Genomic DNA, 16,098 nt, shown 5'->3' on the forward strand with positions numbered 1-16,098 from the left:
GGAACTCCGGCAGAGTCTATTCGGCTTCCGACTGAACCTCGGCAGGCTCGCCCAGCTGATCCCGTCGCATGAACGCCCAGTCGATCAACTCTGCCATGGCAGGACCTAGCGCGACGCCCATTTCACTCAGCTCATATTCCACTCTCGGAGGCACCTGCGGATACACTGTCCGCGTGATGATCCCGTCCTTCTCCAGTTCCTTGAGCTGCTGAATGAGCATCTTCTGATTTACGCCCTCGACCCGTCTCTCCAACTCGGAGAAGCGCAGCGGCCCCTTTGCGCCAAACAGCTGGCAGATGATGACGATCTTCCACTTTCCTTCCAGCACCCTCAGGGCATCCCTGGTAGCGGCTGCCCATATGAGCTGCTGCTTTGGATCATGACAACGCCAGTCTCGTTCAGTGGCCATCCTTACCTCGACGTGGGTAACCCACCTTCTGGTAGGTTCTTGCTGGAACCTCTAGCTACACCTATTCTTCGCAGTGAGACAGCAGTCGGAGAGTAAAATTTGAAAATCGGTATCATAGGGGCGGGAAACATTGGCTCAACCCTCGCGAGGAAGCTGGTGGCCAGCGGCCACGCCGTCAAGCTGGCGAACTCGAAAGGCTCGGAGACAATCGCCAAACTGGCACACGACATCGGCGCAACGGCGGTCCGTGCCGAGGATGTCGTGAAGGATGTCGAGGTGCTCATTCTCTCGATTCCGTTTGCGGCTTATCCGACGCTGGCAGACTTGGTGAAGGAGGTTGCAGCCGGGGTTCTGGTCATCGACACCTCGAACTACTACCCCTTCCGCGACGGCTCGATCGCGGACGTGGACGCTGGCATGCCGGAAAGCGTGTGGGTGAGCGAGCAGATCAAGCGGCCCGTTATCAAGGCGTGGAATGCGGCTCTTGCCGCCACTCTCGCCGATAGAGGACGGCCAGCAGGCGAGGCAGGACGTATCGCGCTCCCCGTGGCCGGTGACGACGCGGGTGCCAAGGCGATCGCGATGCGACTAGTCGAGGAGACGGGCTTCGACGCACTCGATGCGGACTCGCTTGCTACGTCCTGGCGTCAGCAGCCCGGCACGCCCGCCTACTGCACGGAACTCGGCACCGCAGAGCTGACGGCCGCCTTGCAAGCGGCAGATCAGTCGCGCGCCGCCGACAATCGAGACAGGTTGATCAAGCAGTTTTCTGAGACAGGAAAGATGCCGGATCATGACGAGGCCATCGCCCTCAATCGTAAGGTCACAGCGTAAGGAGCTTCACCATGAAGATAGGTATTCTAGGCACCGGCCACATTGGAAAAACCCTGGTCCATAGGTTGAGCGCAGCCGGACATGAGGTGAAGGTCGCAAACTCGCGCGGACCCGAGACGATTGGCCAGGACGTGCTCTCGTCAGGTGGCCGCGCGGTCGCTGCAAGCGACGCCGTGCGCTACGTTGATGCGCTGATCCTGTCGATCCCGTTGAATCGCATCGCCGGGATTGCGCCTCTGTTGGCGGGGCTTCCAGAGGATATGGTGGTGATCGACACCTCCAACTATTACCCTCTGCGCGATGAGAAGATCACGGCCATCGAAAACGGCGCGGTCGAAAGTCTGTGGGTTGTTGAGCAAATCGGTCGTCCGATCGCCAAAGCGTGGAATGCCATCGGTTCAGACAGTTTCGCTCGCCTGAACACGCTGCCGGGAAGCCCGAATCGGATTGCGATACCCGTTGCTGCCGACCGCGAGCGTGACCGTCGCGTGGCCATGGCCCTGGTCGAGGATACAGGCTTCGACGCCGTGGATGCGGGACCGCTGGAGCAGTCGTGGCGGCAGCAGCCTGGTGCGCCCGCCTACTGTACTGACCTGACGAAGGGCGAGATGCCGCGGGCCTTGGAAGCGGCGGAGAAAGAGCGTTTGCCCAAGCGCCGCGACCTCGCGGTGGCCGCCATCATGGAGCGCATCGGCGGTGGAGGGAAGAACCCTACTGCAGACGTTCTCGTCCAAATCAACCGGGCACTGTTCATGTGACCCCCTTCCTCGAGGCCACTCCTTCGGCGTGGTGGCCTCTCTTCCGCGCAGCAGCAACCACGCTGAGCGTTGGCCGACATGTTGAATTCCAATCAGATCATCAGCCTCTGAAACAATGATCCAGGCTGAAGCCCGATCGAGGATAGCGCGAATACCTTCCACTTCTAGCTCAAGTTATGGGTAGGTAGGAGCGGAGCCACAGTGCGTGTCTTTGCATGGAAGAAGAGAGACCTCGCCAGCTAAGCGCCAACAGCGGTCATTGGCATTTACGGTCGCATAGTACACGAGCATGCAGAGCTTCAGCCGACGAGTTGATTACCTACTGCGCGACCGAAACCGTCTCACGAACCTGCCTGACAGCATTGAAGACCTCTCCAGGCATGCCGAACCCTGGAGCGCCATAGAGTAAACCGACCCCTTCCCTATGACGGTCGGGGTCCAGTATGACCTCCGCCAAATGATCGAAGCGTCGCAGTTCCTCGGTGCTGATCACCGCGTCTGGGGATGGCATCGCACCCCAGTCGTCCCACGGCAGCATCTCGACCTTGTTCAGGCTGGCGAGGTCACGGATCATATTTGAGGCAATGAACCAGAAGCCGCCTTCATCGAAGATGCCATAGCGATTGGGGTCGTCCTCGCCACGTCGGCAGAGTTGCCAAGCCTGGGCGGCCGGCAAGAATTCACCCGACGGCAAGTCGAGAGGGTCGAAGACCAACCCCAGTTCTGCTCGCTGAATGTCATCGATCTGAAAATCGACCATCCGCCAGCGATCACCATTCCAGACCTCCACCACCCAATGGTCGATCGCCTTTTCGGGAGCGAAATAAGTGCCGAAACCGCACCGCGACCTGGCCGCACGGCCGTTCGCTCGCAAGGCCGACACCGCTAGCAGTGAGAAATGGCTGCAGACACCAATTGCGCGACCAGCAGGAGGACGTGGTGAAGTGCCCCCAGCCAGGAGGCCGTCCAGTACGGCGTCCACCGATCTCCTTTGCGAGAGTTCACGGCGCTCCGGGGTCGGCTATTCGCCATATCTCGACGCCCAGTGTTCGTGAAGCATTCTTTCCTGAATCCAGTCAGCCAGGTCGGCGATGTCCGTTGGAGCGCCTGCCAGCCCGACCTTATTCTTCTTGCCGTGGTATGCGGGCCCGGTTCTCGGAAGTAATCCAGCGTGACCTTGTCCATGCGTACCTCCAAGGCCGGATGATCCAGCGCGGGCGCATTGGTGTCAAGCGCACGGCGTACGCGCTTCGAGCTGAAGGCTGTCATAGTCTCCTCGGGCCGATCGCCATTGTCCCGACCACAGCTTCTCCGTTCGATCAGAAAGAGTGCTTTTTCACACCAGGCATGTAAGCTCTTACTATCCAGGCCCGATGGAGGGAGCGCGGGTGGCTCGATTTCTTGCTGTTTACACAATGAGACCCGGAAACGTCGCGTCGTTTCGTGCTTTGCCCAAGACCGAGCAGGATGCGATCGATGCCGAGGGTGTCGCGCAATGGGCTGCGTGGGAGGCGCACAACTCAGCGTTCATCCTCGATCGCGGTGGCATGGTGGGCAAGACGATGCGGGTGACGAAGGACGGCGTGGCCAAAGCCGTGAACCACATCTGCGGCTACTTGGTCGTCGAGGCGGAATCGGCTGAAGCAGCCGCGCTGCGATTTCAGGATCATCCGCATATTACCGTGTTTCCCGGCGATGCCGTGGATATCACGCAGTTCGTGACTTGAAGCAACAACGATAGCCCGTTTCGGGCCAACGGCTGATTTGAGGCCGATCTGCGCCATTAGCGGCGGCCTCATAGCTTGTTTGTTTAACGCTGCTTGCAAGCATTGCGCCATGCTCTGAAGACGCGGCAAGGATCGCCGTCACCCTCCTGTAAGCCTTCATCCGTCATGCCGATCTTCAGAGCGACCTGGATCGATCCCAGGTTCTCATGATCAATGTTTGCGACGACACCATCGAGATCAAGGGTTTCCATTGCGTAATCCAGTATGGCCTTGGCGGCTTCAGTTGCATATCCCTTTCCCCATGCATTTCGAGTAAATCTCCAGCCGATTTCAACTTGGGATTTTGTCTTATCGGTGGGAGTAAGCAAAATCCACCCGAGAAAGAGTTCAGGGTGATCGTGCTGGAAAACCGACCAGTAACCGAGCCCGTGTCCGAAGTCAGTGCCGATCCGCTCTCTAACGAATGCGTCATGGCGCTCCGGGTCTGACCAGGGGCCGGGAATGAACTTCGTCACTGCCGGGTCACGATCCATTGCCAAGCAGGCTGGAAGGTCTACCAGGTTACGCGGCTTGAGCATGAGACGAGTGGTTGTGAATGTAGGAAGTATCGACATATCTCTGACATTCGCTGTTAAAAACACCCAGTCTCACTAGCAACATGCGCATCATTCTGACAGCCCTCCGATGCCCACTTCAGGCCCAACGCAGCAGTGCCGCGGAGGCGCCACCTCCCTATGGATACGCGTTTGCCGTTTTGCGATGCCGGTTCGATCAACTACTGCAGGATGTCGGTTGCGCGGTGGGCTTCGTCGACACCCTGGATCAAGAAGACATCCCCTTCGGCTCCCTGGCTCCTCAAGCCAATCAGCGCCTGATAAGCGGATGAGGCATACCACGAACGCGCGGCCTCCATAGTCGGGAAGCCGATGACGATCAGGTCATCGGATGGCGCTCCTTCCAGCACTTCCTTTCTGCCACCGTGGATGATGAAGCACCCGCCAAACGGTTCCAGTGTTGCGTCTATACCGCACAGGTAAGCCACGATCCCATCGTTCAGGCGAACGTTACGGAGTAATCCGACGGCATAGGCGGTCATCGAAGTCGATCCGCGTAAGGCGGTATTTGGCACAATGGCCGTGACACACGGTTTGACTTGGGGGGACGGAGTCACTTCTCCAATCGATTCTGTAGTCAAGTTCGTTATTGTCATCCCAATGTCTCCAGTTTCTTGCAATGCCGAGTATCGGAGACGGACACAGCCGGGTCGATTACCAATGAGGTAATCAAACTGATCTATACGAGAGGTCATTTGGATATGGACGCTCATTCTCCCTCGATCGGTGATCTGCTTCGGATGTGGCGCAAACGTCGCCGCCTCAGCCAACTGGAGCTTTCGCTGGATGCTGGGGTCTCGCAGCGTCACCTCAGCTTCATCGAGTCAGGACGCTCGCGGCCGAGCCGGGAGACCATTCTGCGGCTCGCCGAACCGTTGAAAATGCCGCTTCGCGAGCGAAACGCAATGCTGGTAGCGTCGGGCCTCGCGCCAGAATTTTCCAAAAGGCCCCTGACTTCTCCTGACATGAAGCACATTCAGGAGATGGTCGACCAGATACTGTGTGCACATCAACCTCATCCAGCTCTGGCATTGGACCGCGGCTGGAATATTTTGGCGCGGAACCGCACTGTCGGCGTGCTGACAGAGGGCGTCGACCCATCGCTGCTGGAGGGTGAGGTCAACGCTCTGCGGCTAACGTTTCATCCAGTCGGCCTAGCGTCGCGCATCGTCAACTTCCATGATTGGCGCGACCAGGTTCTGTGCAGGCTTTCGCACGACATCGATATAACTGGCGATAAACGACTGACAGAGCTTTTTGAAGAACTGAAGTCTTACCCTGTTCCTTTTCGAAGAACTACGTCGTCGACCCCTGAGGTGCCCGCCATTGCAATCCCTCTCATTCTCAACAGTCGGTATGGACAACTGACCTTCATTAGCGCGACGACCGTTTTCGGTACGGCCGTTGACGTCACCGTGTCCGATCTTGCGATAGAAACCTTTCTACCTGCCGATGAGCAGACCAGATCTGCATTGTTGCGGTACGCCAGCTCAACAAGTGACGGCCAGATGCGGCGTTAATAGCTCGTGTTGCCTAGACAGTGCTCGAGAGCTTCGCGCCGTAAGCAGACCTCCTTGACGATGGAAGCCTTGGAAGCTAGCTTCCTAAGGTCTAAAACAGGTTAGGTTCGGGAAGGTTGTCCCGACCCCCACTAAGGTGGGTCCTTCCGCTGGCATCTAGCGGCCCAAGACTACGATGGCATGTGCATGGTGCGCGTGCCGACTGTAGGAGCATGGGCATGAAGGCTAGAATATCCGTTTTGACGCTGGGCGTTGTTGATCTTGAAAGAGCTGTCTCTTTTTACCGCGATGGACTTGGCTTACCGACAGACGGCATCATAGGCCGAGAGTTTGAACATGGCGCGGTCGCATTCTTCGATTTAGCTGGAGGTCTGAAGCTTGCACTCTGGTCGCAGAGAGACATTGCTCACGACACTGGCTTGCCCTTACAGCCTCGAAGCCCCACGTCTTTTACAATTGGCCACAATGTCTCGACGATGGAAGAGGTCGACGCCGTCATAGACGCCGCAGCGCAAGCCGGAGCTGAGATCATTAAAATTCCGATGACTACATTCTACGGCGGCTACGCTGGCTATTTCCGTGATCCGGATGGACATCTATGGGACGTGGTCTGGAACCCTCATTTGCTTCCTCCTGCCGACTAAGCTTGCAGAGCATCCCCAAGGCTCTCGGCTGATGCGATGTAGGTCATCCTTGTTGAACTGGAGGCTGAATGGAAAATTTACCTTGGGAACCGGGCGGACCTAAGCTGACTTGTGTAGTTCCTGGCAAGCGGGAGCATATCGGCGAAAGCGTCAAGCTGGTACCGCTCGATGAGCAACATACTGAGGACCTATGGAATGCAGCTCAGAATGCTGATGAAAGCTGGACCTACCTGGGATACGGTCCGTTCGCGACCCTTCAGGATTTCCGACGCCACATAGCAAAGCTAGCAGCTCTCGCCGATCAACCTTTCTTCGCCGTGATCCCGAAAGCCGGGACGGCTAGCGGCTGGCTATCATACTGCGATATCGAACCTCATAATGCTGCCATCGAGATCGGCAGCATCTGGTTTGCTCCCAGTCTACAGCGGACACGCGCTGCCACGGAAGCCGTTTACATTCTGCTCGATCATGCCTTTGGACAGGGGTTCAACCGCGTGGCGTGGCGCTGCAATGCTCTGAACCTCCGCTCACAGCGGGCCGCCGAAAGATTTGGATTTTTATACGAGGGAACGTGGCGGAGGGCTCACCTTGTCAAGGGACGGCGGCGGGACACAAGCTGGTATTCGCAGTTGGCAGACGAATGGCCTGCAAACAAAGCAGCTTTCGTTCATTGGCTAGGACACACCAATTTTGACGAGAGCGGTTATCAGCGTGCCCCGCTGCGGCGGTAAGCATACCGTCACCTTGGTTTCTTGTCACTGCAGCGGACCGCTATACGCTGGTAGCCGTCATGGCTCAAATGCGCCAGAAGCAGACATTCACTGCCAATGTCACGACAGCTCTGCTAGGGTGTTGAGGAAGGCGCGGACGGCGGGGTTCGACCGTCGGCTCTCAGGCCACAGCGCTGTTATATTGTGCCGGTCCACCGCATAGTCGGCCAGAACCGGCACGAGCGCTCCACGCCTCACCCAGGCGCTGGCCATGAAACTCGTTGCCATTCCAATGCCGGCACCCGCCGAGATCGTCGCAAGCACGGCTTCGCTCGCGTCAACGATAACGCCGGAGGTCGGCACGATCTCCACCTCCCTGTCGCCGACACGGAAAGGCCAACGGAATAGCTGGCCACTACTCTGATAGCGCAGAGTGACAGTCTCGTGCTCTTCCAATTGGTCCGGATGGGTCGGCGGGCTGCGCCCGGTCAGATATCCGGGTGAGGCATAGCAGCATAGCCGATGCGGTAGAAGGCGGCGGGAAAGCAGGCGCGAGTCTGACAGATCGCCGATGCGGACCGCTACATCGATACCGCCTTCAATAAGATCAACCATGTGATCGCTCAGACGCAGATCTATGTTAACCTTCGGATGGAGCCTGCGAAACTGAGGAAGCACGGGCGCTATTACGTGCAGGCCGATCGGCAAAGATGCGGCGATCCGTAATGTGCCGGCTGGCTCGGTGCGCGCTGCTTTTGCCGCCTGCTCGATCTCTTCGGCGTCGTTCAGCAGCCTGAGCGCACGCTCATGCAGATCGCGTCCTTCGGCCGTCAGGGTCAGGGAACGTGTCGTGCGCGCAAAAAGCGAAACGCCGAGCTGCTTTTCCAGCCGCTGAATGCTTTTACTGACCGCCGAGGGTGAGATGGACAAGGAGCGGGCGGCGGCGGTGTAGCTTCCGAGCGAGCCGGCGCGAGCGAATGCAATCAGCCCCGTCAGCCTATCAATTCCGATTTGTTCCTTCATGGCACTATTAAAGCGAATTGTCTGATGATTATCAATCGAAGGAGTTGATCGTATCTTCAGTCATCGAAACCAATATCCAAGCGAGGCCATGATGACTGACATGATGAAAGCCGTGCGATTGCACGAATTCGGTGGACCGGATGTCCTCCTCTATGAGGACGCACCCCGACCGGAAATCTCGGCGGACGATGTGCTTGTTCGCGTCCATGCCACGAGCCTCAACCCGCCGGATCTCTATCTGCGCGATGGTTATCGGGCTCTCCCGCCGGAATGGCAGCCCAATCCAAGCTTTCCGCTGATCCTTGGCACGGACGTTTCCGGCACGGTTGCGGCCGTCGGAGAAGACGTGACGCAGTTCAAGGTCGGCGACGAGGTCCATGCGATGGTCCGGTTCCCGCATGATCTCATGACGGGAAGCAGCGCCTATGCCGAATATGTTCGTGTTCCCGCATCGGACTTGGCGCTGAAGCCCGCCGGGATCGACCACATCCAGGCTGCCGGCGCGCCGATGTCGCTTCTGACCGCCTGGCAATTTTTGGTCGATCTGGGACACGATGCGCCGAACCCTTTCCAGACCTTCCCGCATGCCCCGGCTCCGCTCGACGGCAAGACAGTGCTGGTGAACGGTGCCGCCGGCGGCGTCGGCCATCTCGCAGTCCAGATCGCGAAATGGCAAGGCGCGAAGGTGGTGGCCGTTGCTTCCGGCAAATACGAGGCGCTTCTCAATGATCTCGGTGCCGATATCTTCATCGACTACACGAAGACGTTTGCCGAAACCGTGGCCAAGGATGTTGATTTGGTGCTCGATGCCGTCGGCGGCGCGAATATGGAACGCTTTCTCCGCAGCATTAAGCCGTATGGCGCCCTGTTTCTCGTCAACCCGCTGGGTTTCTCAGGTCATGACGAAGCCGCCCGGCGGAAGATAACAGTCTCGACGACGCAGGTGCGCTCGAACGGCGCGCAATTGGCAGAGGCCGGCCGTCTGCTTGAGGACGGCTCCGTAAGGGTGGTGATCGACAGGACTTATCCGCTGGCCGAGGCATCGGCAGCGCATCGTCGTGCTTCCGAAGGAAGCATCCAGGGCAAGATCGTGCTGGTCGCCGTCTGATCACCACTTGACCAGTCAAGGCCCAGGCCGCCGCGAACAGGTGGTCGGGGCCTAATGGAGGGGGCTATCCCATGCTGATTATCACCGGCTACATGCACGTCGATCCAGCCGATCTGGCGCAATTAATGACAGAACTGAATGCGCTGGCATCCACAACACGAAAGGGTCCGGGAAGCATCACGTATGATGCTGCCGTGGACGATCCACAATCAGGTCGATTGCTGATATCGGAACGTTGGGTCGATCAGGCTGCGCTTAGCGCTCATTTGCAGGCAGCCGACACGATCGCGTTTGTCAGCCGCTGGAGCGGTAAAATGCGAGGCGAACTCAGGAAATACGACGCATCGAATGAACGCGACATCCTGGATTGCTGATGCTGCTACCTGGTTGGAGCTCTATGTCCGCTTTGGGCCGAATGCGGTCGACTGCTTCACGCTCGAAGCCGTCCCAGGAGTGAGAGTCTCGCATAGGCGAGGGCGTGCTCAGCCTGCACGATCCGAAAGCCTTTGGTAAACTAGATTAGCCGGCTAATGAAAATCCGATAATATAGGTTATGGAACATACTAACCTTCCGCTAGGAGAAACGGCTGACAGAATCACTTTCGGGATCCGTAATGCGTTCCAGGCCAAATCGAGAGTTTCAGACGAGCATCGACAGGCACTGTCGCCGGAGCTCGATCAGGCGACTTGCAGCGCGGTCTCGAGGCCGGGGCAGATCGACCTCGATGATGTCGCGAATCCTCCCCGGGTTCGGCTCCATGACAATTATCCGGTCGCCAAGGTAGAGGGCTTCCTCCACATCGTGGGTGACGATGACGATCGCCACGCGGTTACTCTCCCAGATCGTCAGGAGCTCTTCCTGCAGTCGCATGCGAAGGATGGAATCGAGGGCGCCGAACGGTTCATCCATCAATAAGATCTCCGGTTCCTGGGCGAGAGCCCGAGCGATCGCCGCACGCTGCGCCATGCCACCCGAAAGCTGGCGTGGATAGGCCTTGGCAAACTCGGTGAGGCCGACGAGATCGATGTAGTGTCTAACCTTCTCCCGGCGCTGCGCTTGAGAGAGCGCGCTGTTATCGAGCGCCAGGCCGACATTGGCTTCGACCGTCAGCCACGGGTACAGCCTGTGATCCTGGAATACCATGCCGATCCGCCTGTCGCTGGCGTTGGCATCATGCTTGGTGATCGATCCACGGTAGTCCGTGTCAAGGCCGACGATCAACCTCAGCAGTGTCGACTTGCCGCAGCCCGACGCGCCGACGATTGAGACGATCTCGTTGTGTCCGACGACAAAGCTGACGTCTCGCAGAACGGGGCGGTGGACGCCGTCAAGCGGATATGTCTTCGTCACGTGTTCGACAGAGAGAGCCGATGCTGGTGCGTTCATGCGATGCCACCCGTCCATGGAAAGAGTTTTCTAATTGCTGTCGTCACCAGGCTGTTGAGTAGGATCCCGCCTGCCGCGAGCGCCACGACCCCGACGATGACGATGTCCATCCGGAACTGGTCCCGGGCGCTCGCGATGTAGCTGCCCAGCCCGCGCCCGTTGCCGATCGCATATTCTGCACCGATCGTTCCGATCCAGGCCGATAGCACGGCGATCTGGAGCCCGACATAGATAGCCGGCAGCGCGGCGGGCAAATAGAGCTTCCAGAGCCTAGTGCGATATCTCAGGCCGAGGACGTTAGCGGTCTCGATAAGCGAACGGGGTACCTGACGTATGCCCTGTTCAGCCGACAGGAACAGCGGGAAGAAAGCAGAGAGCGCGGTGAACGTGAGCTTCGTGCCTTCGCCGTTGCCGAACCATGCGGTCAGCAACGGGATCCAAGCAAACAGCGCCACCTGCCGGACCGTGTGAATGGTCGGCGACAGCCCGAGCCCAGCGAGCCGGTAGAGGCCGGCGACGTAACCGAGGGAGAGACCGAGCAGGCTGCCGGTCACGCCTCCCGCCGCGACGCGGGCAAGGCTGGTGGCGAGCGCTCCCCACAGCTCTCGGCCGGACTGATCGAGAAACGGCGCTTCGATGACCTGCCGTGGTGTCACGACCAGCGGACCAGAGAGGAGGCTGGTCGAGGTCGCTCCGCACCAGAGCAGCAACACCGCCAAGGGCAGGATCGCCCCACGGGGAAGGTTGCGCGAGACGATGCCGGACTTAGCCATTGGCCCCGCTTTCCGCGCGGATGAAGGCTTCGCCCCTCTTCAGGAGAAGATCAAGCAGAAAGCCCACCGACCCGACGACCAGCATGCCGACGATGACGATATCGAGCTGGAAGAGCGTCCGACCCCAGACCATCATGTAACCGAGGCCGTTCGTGCCTGCGAGCATCTCGACAACGATCAGCGACACGAAGGCCTGGCTGAGCGCGAGCCTGACGCCGCTGGCGAGAAACGGGGCCATGGCCGGAATTACGAGCTTGAAGAAGCGGGTCGTCCTGCTGACGCCCAGCACGTGGGCGACTTCCGACAGGTGCCTGGGGATGTTGCGAGCACCTTCGGTCGTGCAGATCACCATCGGCACGAAGCAGGCTTTGGCGAGGATGACCATCTTCAGCGCCTCCTCGATGCCCAAGAGCAGGATAAGGATCGGAAGCCATCCTAGTGACGGAACCGCCGCCAGCGCCCTGAATGTTGGCCCCAGATAGGCCTCGGCAGATTTGGAGTGACCGATCAGCAGGCCGAACAGGAAGCCCAACGTCGCACCGATCAGAAACCCTTGCGCGATGCGCCTGAAGCTGATCATCGCCGCTGATACGATTTCGCCGCTACTCGAAAGATCCACGAATGTCGAGAATACCCAGATCGGCGGCGGCAGGACCTGCGGCGACACCCAGGCCCGGGTTGCACTCACCCACCACAGCAGCAGGATGAGTGCTGGCACGAAGAGGATGACGGCAGCGCTTCCGAGCCTCCCGATCAGAGAGGTGCCGGACGCGCGCGCGCCGGTGCGAGCTTTCCGGTCGGAGATGTCAATGTTCGCGTCGAGCGCTGCCATCGATCCGCTCCGATCAGTTCTGCAGGGTGCCGTTGGCACCACGGTCGGGCCAGAGGGCCCGCAGCTTCAGCGAAGACACGGCGTTCTCGACATAGGACCGGTCCACCCATGCATCGAGATCGACCTCGCGGCGGATCAGTTTCTGCTCGGCGTCGAAGGCGATACCGCTCCGGTAGCGGGCGGTGAAGAAGGCGTCGAGGCGCGGATTGTACTTGTCCCTGAGCTGGCTGCCTACATTGGCCTTGCGGATGACCTCGATCGGCGTCCCGGCACGTGACCAGATCTGGTAGGCCTCCTCGCGGTTCTTCTCGTCGGCCAGCCACTGGGCCGCCTTCACGAAGCCGTTCACCACTTTCTGCGTCGCCTCCGGATATGCCTTGCGGAACGTGTCGGTGGTGAGGAAGGCACCGAAACCATCCCCGGCAGCGCCCTGTTCGGATGATTTGTAGAAGACCTTCGCGACGCCCTTCTCCTCGAGCGGAAGCAGGAAGTCGGCACCGAAGGCTGCGTCGACGCTCTTGGCGGCTAGGGCTGCCAGTTGGTCGGCGTTCTTCAGGTCGACTATCGTCACGTCCTTCTCGGACAGCCCGGCGTTCTTGAGCGCTGAGATAAATGCCCAGTGAATGATCGTCGCCTTCTGGATCGCAACTTTCCGGCCTTTGAGATCGCTCACGGACTTGATAGTCAGGTCGGGCCGTGCGGCACCGAAGACCGTCGTTCCGCCGTAGGAGGCGAGAATGACCGTGTCCAGCCCGTTTGCCTTACCGATGATGTTGGGAACGGCGCCGTAGGAGGCGAAGTCGAGCTGCTTGTTCGACAGAGCCTCGTTGATGGCCGGCCCCGTGCCGGTGAAATAGGTGAACTGCAGCTTGGTCGGAGTTCCGTCGAATTCCTCGGCGATGAAGCCCTTGGCGTCTGCGATCGCCAGAAGGCCGACACCGAAGGGCGTGCCGAAACCGAAGCCGACATCACCGAAGCGGATCGTCTGCGGTGCATCTTCGGCGCGTGAGGGAGCGGCGGTGACAGCCACCGTGGCGGCGAGGATTAAGGAGGATATTAGTCTGCGCATGGTGCTCTCCAATCAGGGAATGATCGTGCCGGTTTCAAAGATGCGGTAGCTAAGGTCGCCAGCGGTTCCCCGCGGCTTGGCGTTCTTCCAGCCCATCTCGCGACGGAAGCTGCCGAGCACGCCGCGCTCGACCAGATCCCGTTCGCTCGTGCCCTCGATGGCTTCCGAGAGTGGCGAGACGTAAAGTGCGTCGGTCGGACAGAACAGCTCGCAGAGAAAGCAGGTCTGGCAATCCGCCTGTCGTGCGATGACCGGAACGCCGTCCGGCACCGCATCGAAGACGTTGTCGGGGCAGGCATCGACGCAAAGGTCGCACTGGACGCACCTGTCGGCGCTGACGATCTCGATCATGATGCTTCGCTCCTTGCCTGATGATCAGCGGTGACAGCGGACCACAGCGTGTCGGTGCCGCCGGTTTCAATGCTGCGGACAAGTGCGGGGTTCTGACCGGGGTGATCCAGCCGCCGCTGCAGGCCGCGGCTTTCCGGGCGCAGCAGTGCGCTTTCGGTTGCCCATCGGGCCGTGGCGATGAGAGCCTCGGCCTCGCGAAACTTCGCAGCGGGCAGTTCCCGCCATGTCCGATCGTGCCAGAGGTCGCGCAACGCCGAAGACGTCTCGTCCAGCGACCGTGCGGTGCGGAAGAAGCCGCGCTCCAGGGGCAGCATCCGGCTTTTTACAAGCTCGGTGACGGCGGTGACGTCCGGCCGGTTCCTGGCCGCCATCAGGAGCGGCGACGTGTTGACGCGCGCGACGGATCGCGACCGCCATTGCGAGCCCAGGCTTTGCACATATCTCGCGGCGTCTTCTCCTGCCCACGATCCGGTCGCCATCGCCCAGCTGGAGTTCGGACCGCCGCCGCCAGTGGTCGCGCCCGACATCGCTTCGCGCGTTGCTGCGTCGCCAGCTGCGAACAGGCCCGGAACCGTCGTCGAGGCGCGATGGTCTATCTTCAGCCCACCTGTTCCGCGAACCGTTCCCTCGTGCCGGAGGGTGATCGGAAAGCGCTCCCGGAACGGGTCGATCCCCATCCGGTCGAACGGCATGAAGATGTTCGGTTGCCCGCGCCGGAGCCCTTCCTGAAGCCGCGGAGGTGCCTTGTCCAGCACTGCATAGACTGGCCCCTTGATCAGCTGGTTGGCGACGGCTGTCTGACGATCTCCCGCAGCGCCGAGCACATTGCCGTCCTCGTCGGTGAACGTTCCCCAGAAGTAGACGACGCCCTTGGTGACACTCGAATAGGCCGGTGAAATGCCGTATTGGGCCGAAAACTCCATCCCTGACAGCACGGCCCCTGCCTCTGCGGCGATCAGGTAGCCGTCGCCGGTGAGGTTATTGGTGCCAAGCGCGCCGCTGAGGAAAGCGCAGCCACCCGTCGCGATAACGACCGCCCCGGCACGGATTCCGGCAGCCTCGCCGGTGCGACGATCCCGCGCGATGGCGCCGGCGACGCCGGTGTCGGAGACGAGCAGTTCTTCGGCCGGGAAATGATCAAGGATTTTGACGCGCGCCTTGATGAGCTTCTGGCGCATGAAACGGAGGTAGTCGGGTCCGCGCAGCATGCCTCGGTAGGGACGACCGTCCTCGTAGGACGGGAAAGGATATCCCCACTCCGCCAGCAGGTTGAGGTTCTGGTGGGTCCGGTCGAGCACCCGCTCGACACGATCCGGTTCAGTGAACCCGTGGCCGAGCCTGACCCGTTGCGCGATCGTCGCTGCACGTTCGGCGCTGCCATGCTTCGTATAGATCGTAGTGGTGTTGCCGGCCGCGGTCGCGCCGCTCGTTCCGACATAGCCTTTGTCGAGAAGTACGACATCCAGACCCCGCGATACCGCGTTCCACGCAGCCCAGCATCCCGCCGGACCGCCGCCGATTACCAGGACGTCCGCTTCGATAGTGTCAGTCAATCCACTCATCCGTCACCCTCTTTCCTCCGAAAGACTACCGGTTTAGTAGAGTTAAGCGAGGACGGGGGATTGCGGCTGATCTTGATGATGCGGAAATTAATTCTAAAGTTGCGCAGCAACCGGCAGGAGATGACCTGCCGCCCTCCGAAAGACGACGGTTACCACTTCCGGCGAAATCCCTGATGCCATCATCTGGTTGACTTTAGTGGTGGGAGGAGCAGAGGCCCATCGCGATGCCAAACTTTGTTGCTATCGAAGCGATGCTTCAACATACCGTTTGCTACTCTTCAAACCTCAAGCTCGGACGATCGCATGACGCGGTACCTCAAAAGTCACCACTGCTTCTGCGGCAAGGTGATGCCGCTGTCAGCGAGGAACCACTCGATGTGGATCATCTCGCCCGTCTCGATGGAGGCGTTTGCCGCGACGCCTGTGAGGACTGGCCAGGCGTCATCGATATGGCTCGAACCGCGGCCGTACCGGTTACCGGTCACCGAGGGATCGAAAAGGTGCGAGAGCATCACCGGGTCGGCACCGCCGTGATCGCCTTCGCCTGACCACACGTCTAGGCTTTGCGGTTCCTGGCCAGCCAGGTGCAGGATCGTCGTCATCGATCCGAATCCGTGCGACTTATTCTGATTGCCGCCGAACACTCCATGGATGGCGGGAGGCTGTGGGGGTTCCCGGCAAAGCCTAATCCTTAAATTTTCAAACGTCGTCCGCTGAACCTTCCGATGGCCCGACTGTGATGTTCTTCCGTCGGCAGCCAACTTTGGGAGCAGAAAT

The 16,098-nt window shown here is 59.8% G+C and carries 20 protein-coding genes; 8 read left to right on the forward strand and 12 right to left on the reverse strand.

All coding sequences use genetic code 11. The features are described 5' to 3' along the window. Positions 1–16: 16 nt before the first annotated feature. A complete protein-coding gene (locus AAIH46_RS13045) occupies positions 17–409 on the reverse strand; it encodes a winged helix-turn-helix transcriptional regulator (protein ID WP_430306296.1) in 393 nt (130 codons plus the stop codon). 99 nt (positions 410–508) lie between these two features. On the opposite strand from AAIH46_RS13045, the gene AAIH46_RS13050 reads away from it, so the two are divergent. Beyond that, positions 509–1,243 (forward strand): NADPH-dependent F420 reductase, encoded by a 735-nt coding sequence (locus tag AAIH46_RS13050; protein ID WP_430306297.1) that lies wholly within the window; start codon positions 509–511, stop codon positions 1,241–1,243. An 11-nt stretch (positions 1,244–1,254) separates the two neighbouring features. Beyond that, the gene (locus AAIH46_RS13055) at positions 1,255–2,001 is read left to right on the forward strand and encodes an NADPH-dependent F420 reductase (RefSeq protein WP_430306298.1); all 747 of its coding nucleotides are present in this window, start codon (positions 1,255–1,257) and stop codon (positions 1,999–2,001) included. Between the two features lie 319 nt (positions 2,002–2,320). Here the strand turns inward: AAIH46_RS13055 and AAIH46_RS13060 are convergent, their stop codons facing one another. Next, positions 2,321–2,983, reverse strand: coding sequence for a transglutaminase domain-containing protein (locus tag AAIH46_RS13060; protein WP_430306299.1), 663 nt, complete (start codon positions 2,981–2,983; stop codon positions 2,321–2,323). A gap of 406 nt (positions 2,984–3,389) precedes the next feature. On the opposite strand from AAIH46_RS13060, the gene AAIH46_RS13065 reads away from it, so the two are divergent. Then, positions 3,390–3,728, forward strand: coding sequence for a hypothetical protein (locus AAIH46_RS13065; protein WP_430306300.1), 339 nt, complete (start codon positions 3,390–3,392; stop codon positions 3,726–3,728). A gap of 83 nt (positions 3,729–3,811) precedes the next feature. Here AAIH46_RS13065 and AAIH46_RS13070 read toward each other — a convergent pair whose 3' ends face one another. Both AAIH46_RS13070 and AAIH46_RS13075 read right to left on the reverse strand, forming a co-directional pair. Further along, a complete protein-coding gene (locus AAIH46_RS13070; RefSeq protein WP_430306301.1) occupies positions 3,812–4,342 on the reverse strand; it encodes a GNAT family N-acetyltransferase in 531 nt (176 codons plus the stop codon). Between the two features lie 161 nt (positions 4,343–4,503). Then, positions 4,504–4,824, reverse strand: a complete 321-nt coding sequence (locus AAIH46_RS13075; protein ID WP_430306302.1) for a DUF1330 domain-containing protein — start codon at positions 4,822–4,824, stop codon at positions 4,504–4,506. 219 nt (positions 4,825–5,043) lie between these two features. Between AAIH46_RS13075 and AAIH46_RS13080 the strand changes: the two genes are divergently transcribed. The 3 genes from AAIH46_RS13080 (at position 5,044) to AAIH46_RS13090 (ending at position 7,237) form a co-directional block, all read left to right on the forward strand. Further along, the gene (locus AAIH46_RS13080) at positions 5,044–5,862 is read left to right on the forward strand and encodes a helix-turn-helix domain-containing protein (protein ID WP_430306303.1); all 819 of its coding nucleotides are present in this window, start codon (positions 5,044–5,046) and stop codon (positions 5,860–5,862) included. A 218-nt stretch (positions 5,863–6,080) separates the two neighbouring features. Then, positions 6,081–6,506 (forward strand): VOC family protein, encoded by a 426-nt coding sequence (locus AAIH46_RS13085; protein ID WP_430306304.1) that lies wholly within the window; start codon positions 6,081–6,083, stop codon positions 6,504–6,506. A 68-nt stretch (positions 6,507–6,574) separates the two neighbouring features. Further along, positions 6,575–7,237, forward strand: coding sequence for a GNAT family N-acetyltransferase (locus AAIH46_RS13090; protein WP_430306305.1), 663 nt, complete (start codon positions 6,575–6,577; stop codon positions 7,235–7,237). A gap of 99 nt (positions 7,238–7,336) precedes the next feature. On the opposite strand, the gene AAIH46_RS13095 is transcribed toward AAIH46_RS13090, so the two are convergent. Beyond that, complete coding sequence (locus tag AAIH46_RS13095) at positions 7,337–8,239, reverse strand: LysR substrate-binding domain-containing protein (protein ID WP_430306306.1); 903 nt, start codon at positions 8,237–8,239, stop codon at positions 7,337–7,339. A 91-nt stretch (positions 8,240–8,330) separates the two neighbouring features. On the opposite strand from AAIH46_RS13095, the gene AAIH46_RS13100 reads away from it, so the two are divergent. Then, a complete protein-coding gene (locus tag AAIH46_RS13100; protein WP_430306307.1) occupies positions 8,331–9,347 on the forward strand; it encodes an NADP-dependent oxidoreductase in 1,017 nt (338 codons plus the stop codon). Between the two features lie 71 nt (positions 9,348–9,418). Beyond that, positions 9,419–9,721: a putative quinol monooxygenase gene (locus AAIH46_RS13105; RefSeq protein WP_430306308.1), complete on the forward strand. Its 303-nt coding sequence runs from the start codon at positions 9,419–9,421 to the stop codon at positions 9,719–9,721. A 266-nt stretch (positions 9,722–9,987) separates the two neighbouring features. On the opposite strand, the gene AAIH46_RS13110 is transcribed toward AAIH46_RS13105, so the two are convergent. The 7 genes from AAIH46_RS13110 to AAIH46_RS13140 form a co-directional block, all read right to left on the reverse strand. Further along, positions 9,988–10,734 carry an ABC transporter ATP-binding protein gene (locus AAIH46_RS13110; RefSeq protein WP_430306309.1) on the reverse strand — a complete coding sequence of 249 codons (747 nt, stop codon included), beginning with the start codon at positions 10,732–10,734 and terminating at the stop codon, positions 9,988–9,990. Continuing rightward, positions 10,731–11,507 carry an ABC transporter permease gene (locus AAIH46_RS13115; RefSeq protein ID WP_430306310.1) on the reverse strand — a complete coding sequence of 259 codons (777 nt, stop codon included), beginning with the start codon at positions 11,505–11,507 and terminating at the stop codon, positions 10,731–10,733. The genes AAIH46_RS13110 and AAIH46_RS13115 overlap by 4 nt, the downstream gene beginning before the upstream one ends. Then, positions 11,500–12,339, reverse strand: a complete 840-nt coding sequence (locus AAIH46_RS13120; protein WP_430306311.1) for an ABC transporter permease — start codon at positions 12,337–12,339, stop codon at positions 11,500–11,502. The genes AAIH46_RS13115 and AAIH46_RS13120 overlap by 8 nt, the downstream gene beginning before the upstream one ends. A 13-nt stretch (positions 12,340–12,352) precedes the next feature. Beyond that, positions 12,353–13,408, reverse strand: coding sequence for an ABC transporter substrate-binding protein (locus AAIH46_RS13125; protein WP_430306312.1), 1,056 nt, complete (start codon positions 13,406–13,408; stop codon positions 12,353–12,355). A 12-nt stretch (positions 13,409–13,420) separates the two neighbouring features. Then, on the reverse strand, positions 13,421–13,759 hold the full coding sequence (locus tag AAIH46_RS13130) for a 4Fe-4S binding protein (protein WP_430306313.1): 339 nt from the start codon (positions 13,757–13,759) through the stop codon (positions 13,421–13,423). After that, complete coding sequence (locus AAIH46_RS13135; protein WP_430306314.1) at positions 13,756–15,321, reverse strand: FAD-dependent oxidoreductase; 1,566 nt, start codon at positions 15,319–15,321, stop codon at positions 13,756–13,758. Before AAIH46_RS13135 ends, AAIH46_RS13130 begins: the two co-directional genes overlap by 4 nt. A 323-nt stretch (positions 15,322–15,644) precedes the next feature. Then, positions 15,645–15,923, reverse strand: a complete 279-nt coding sequence (locus tag AAIH46_RS13140; protein WP_430306315.1) for a hypothetical protein — start codon at positions 15,921–15,923, stop codon at positions 15,645–15,647. Between the last annotated feature and the right edge of the window lie 175 nt (positions 15,924–16,098).

This window comes from Rhizobium sp. 0TCS1.26 (genome assembly GCF_050455525.1).
In the GTDB taxonomy this organism is placed as follows: Bacteria; Pseudomonadota; Alphaproteobacteria; order Rhizobiales; family Rhizobiaceae; genus Neorhizobium.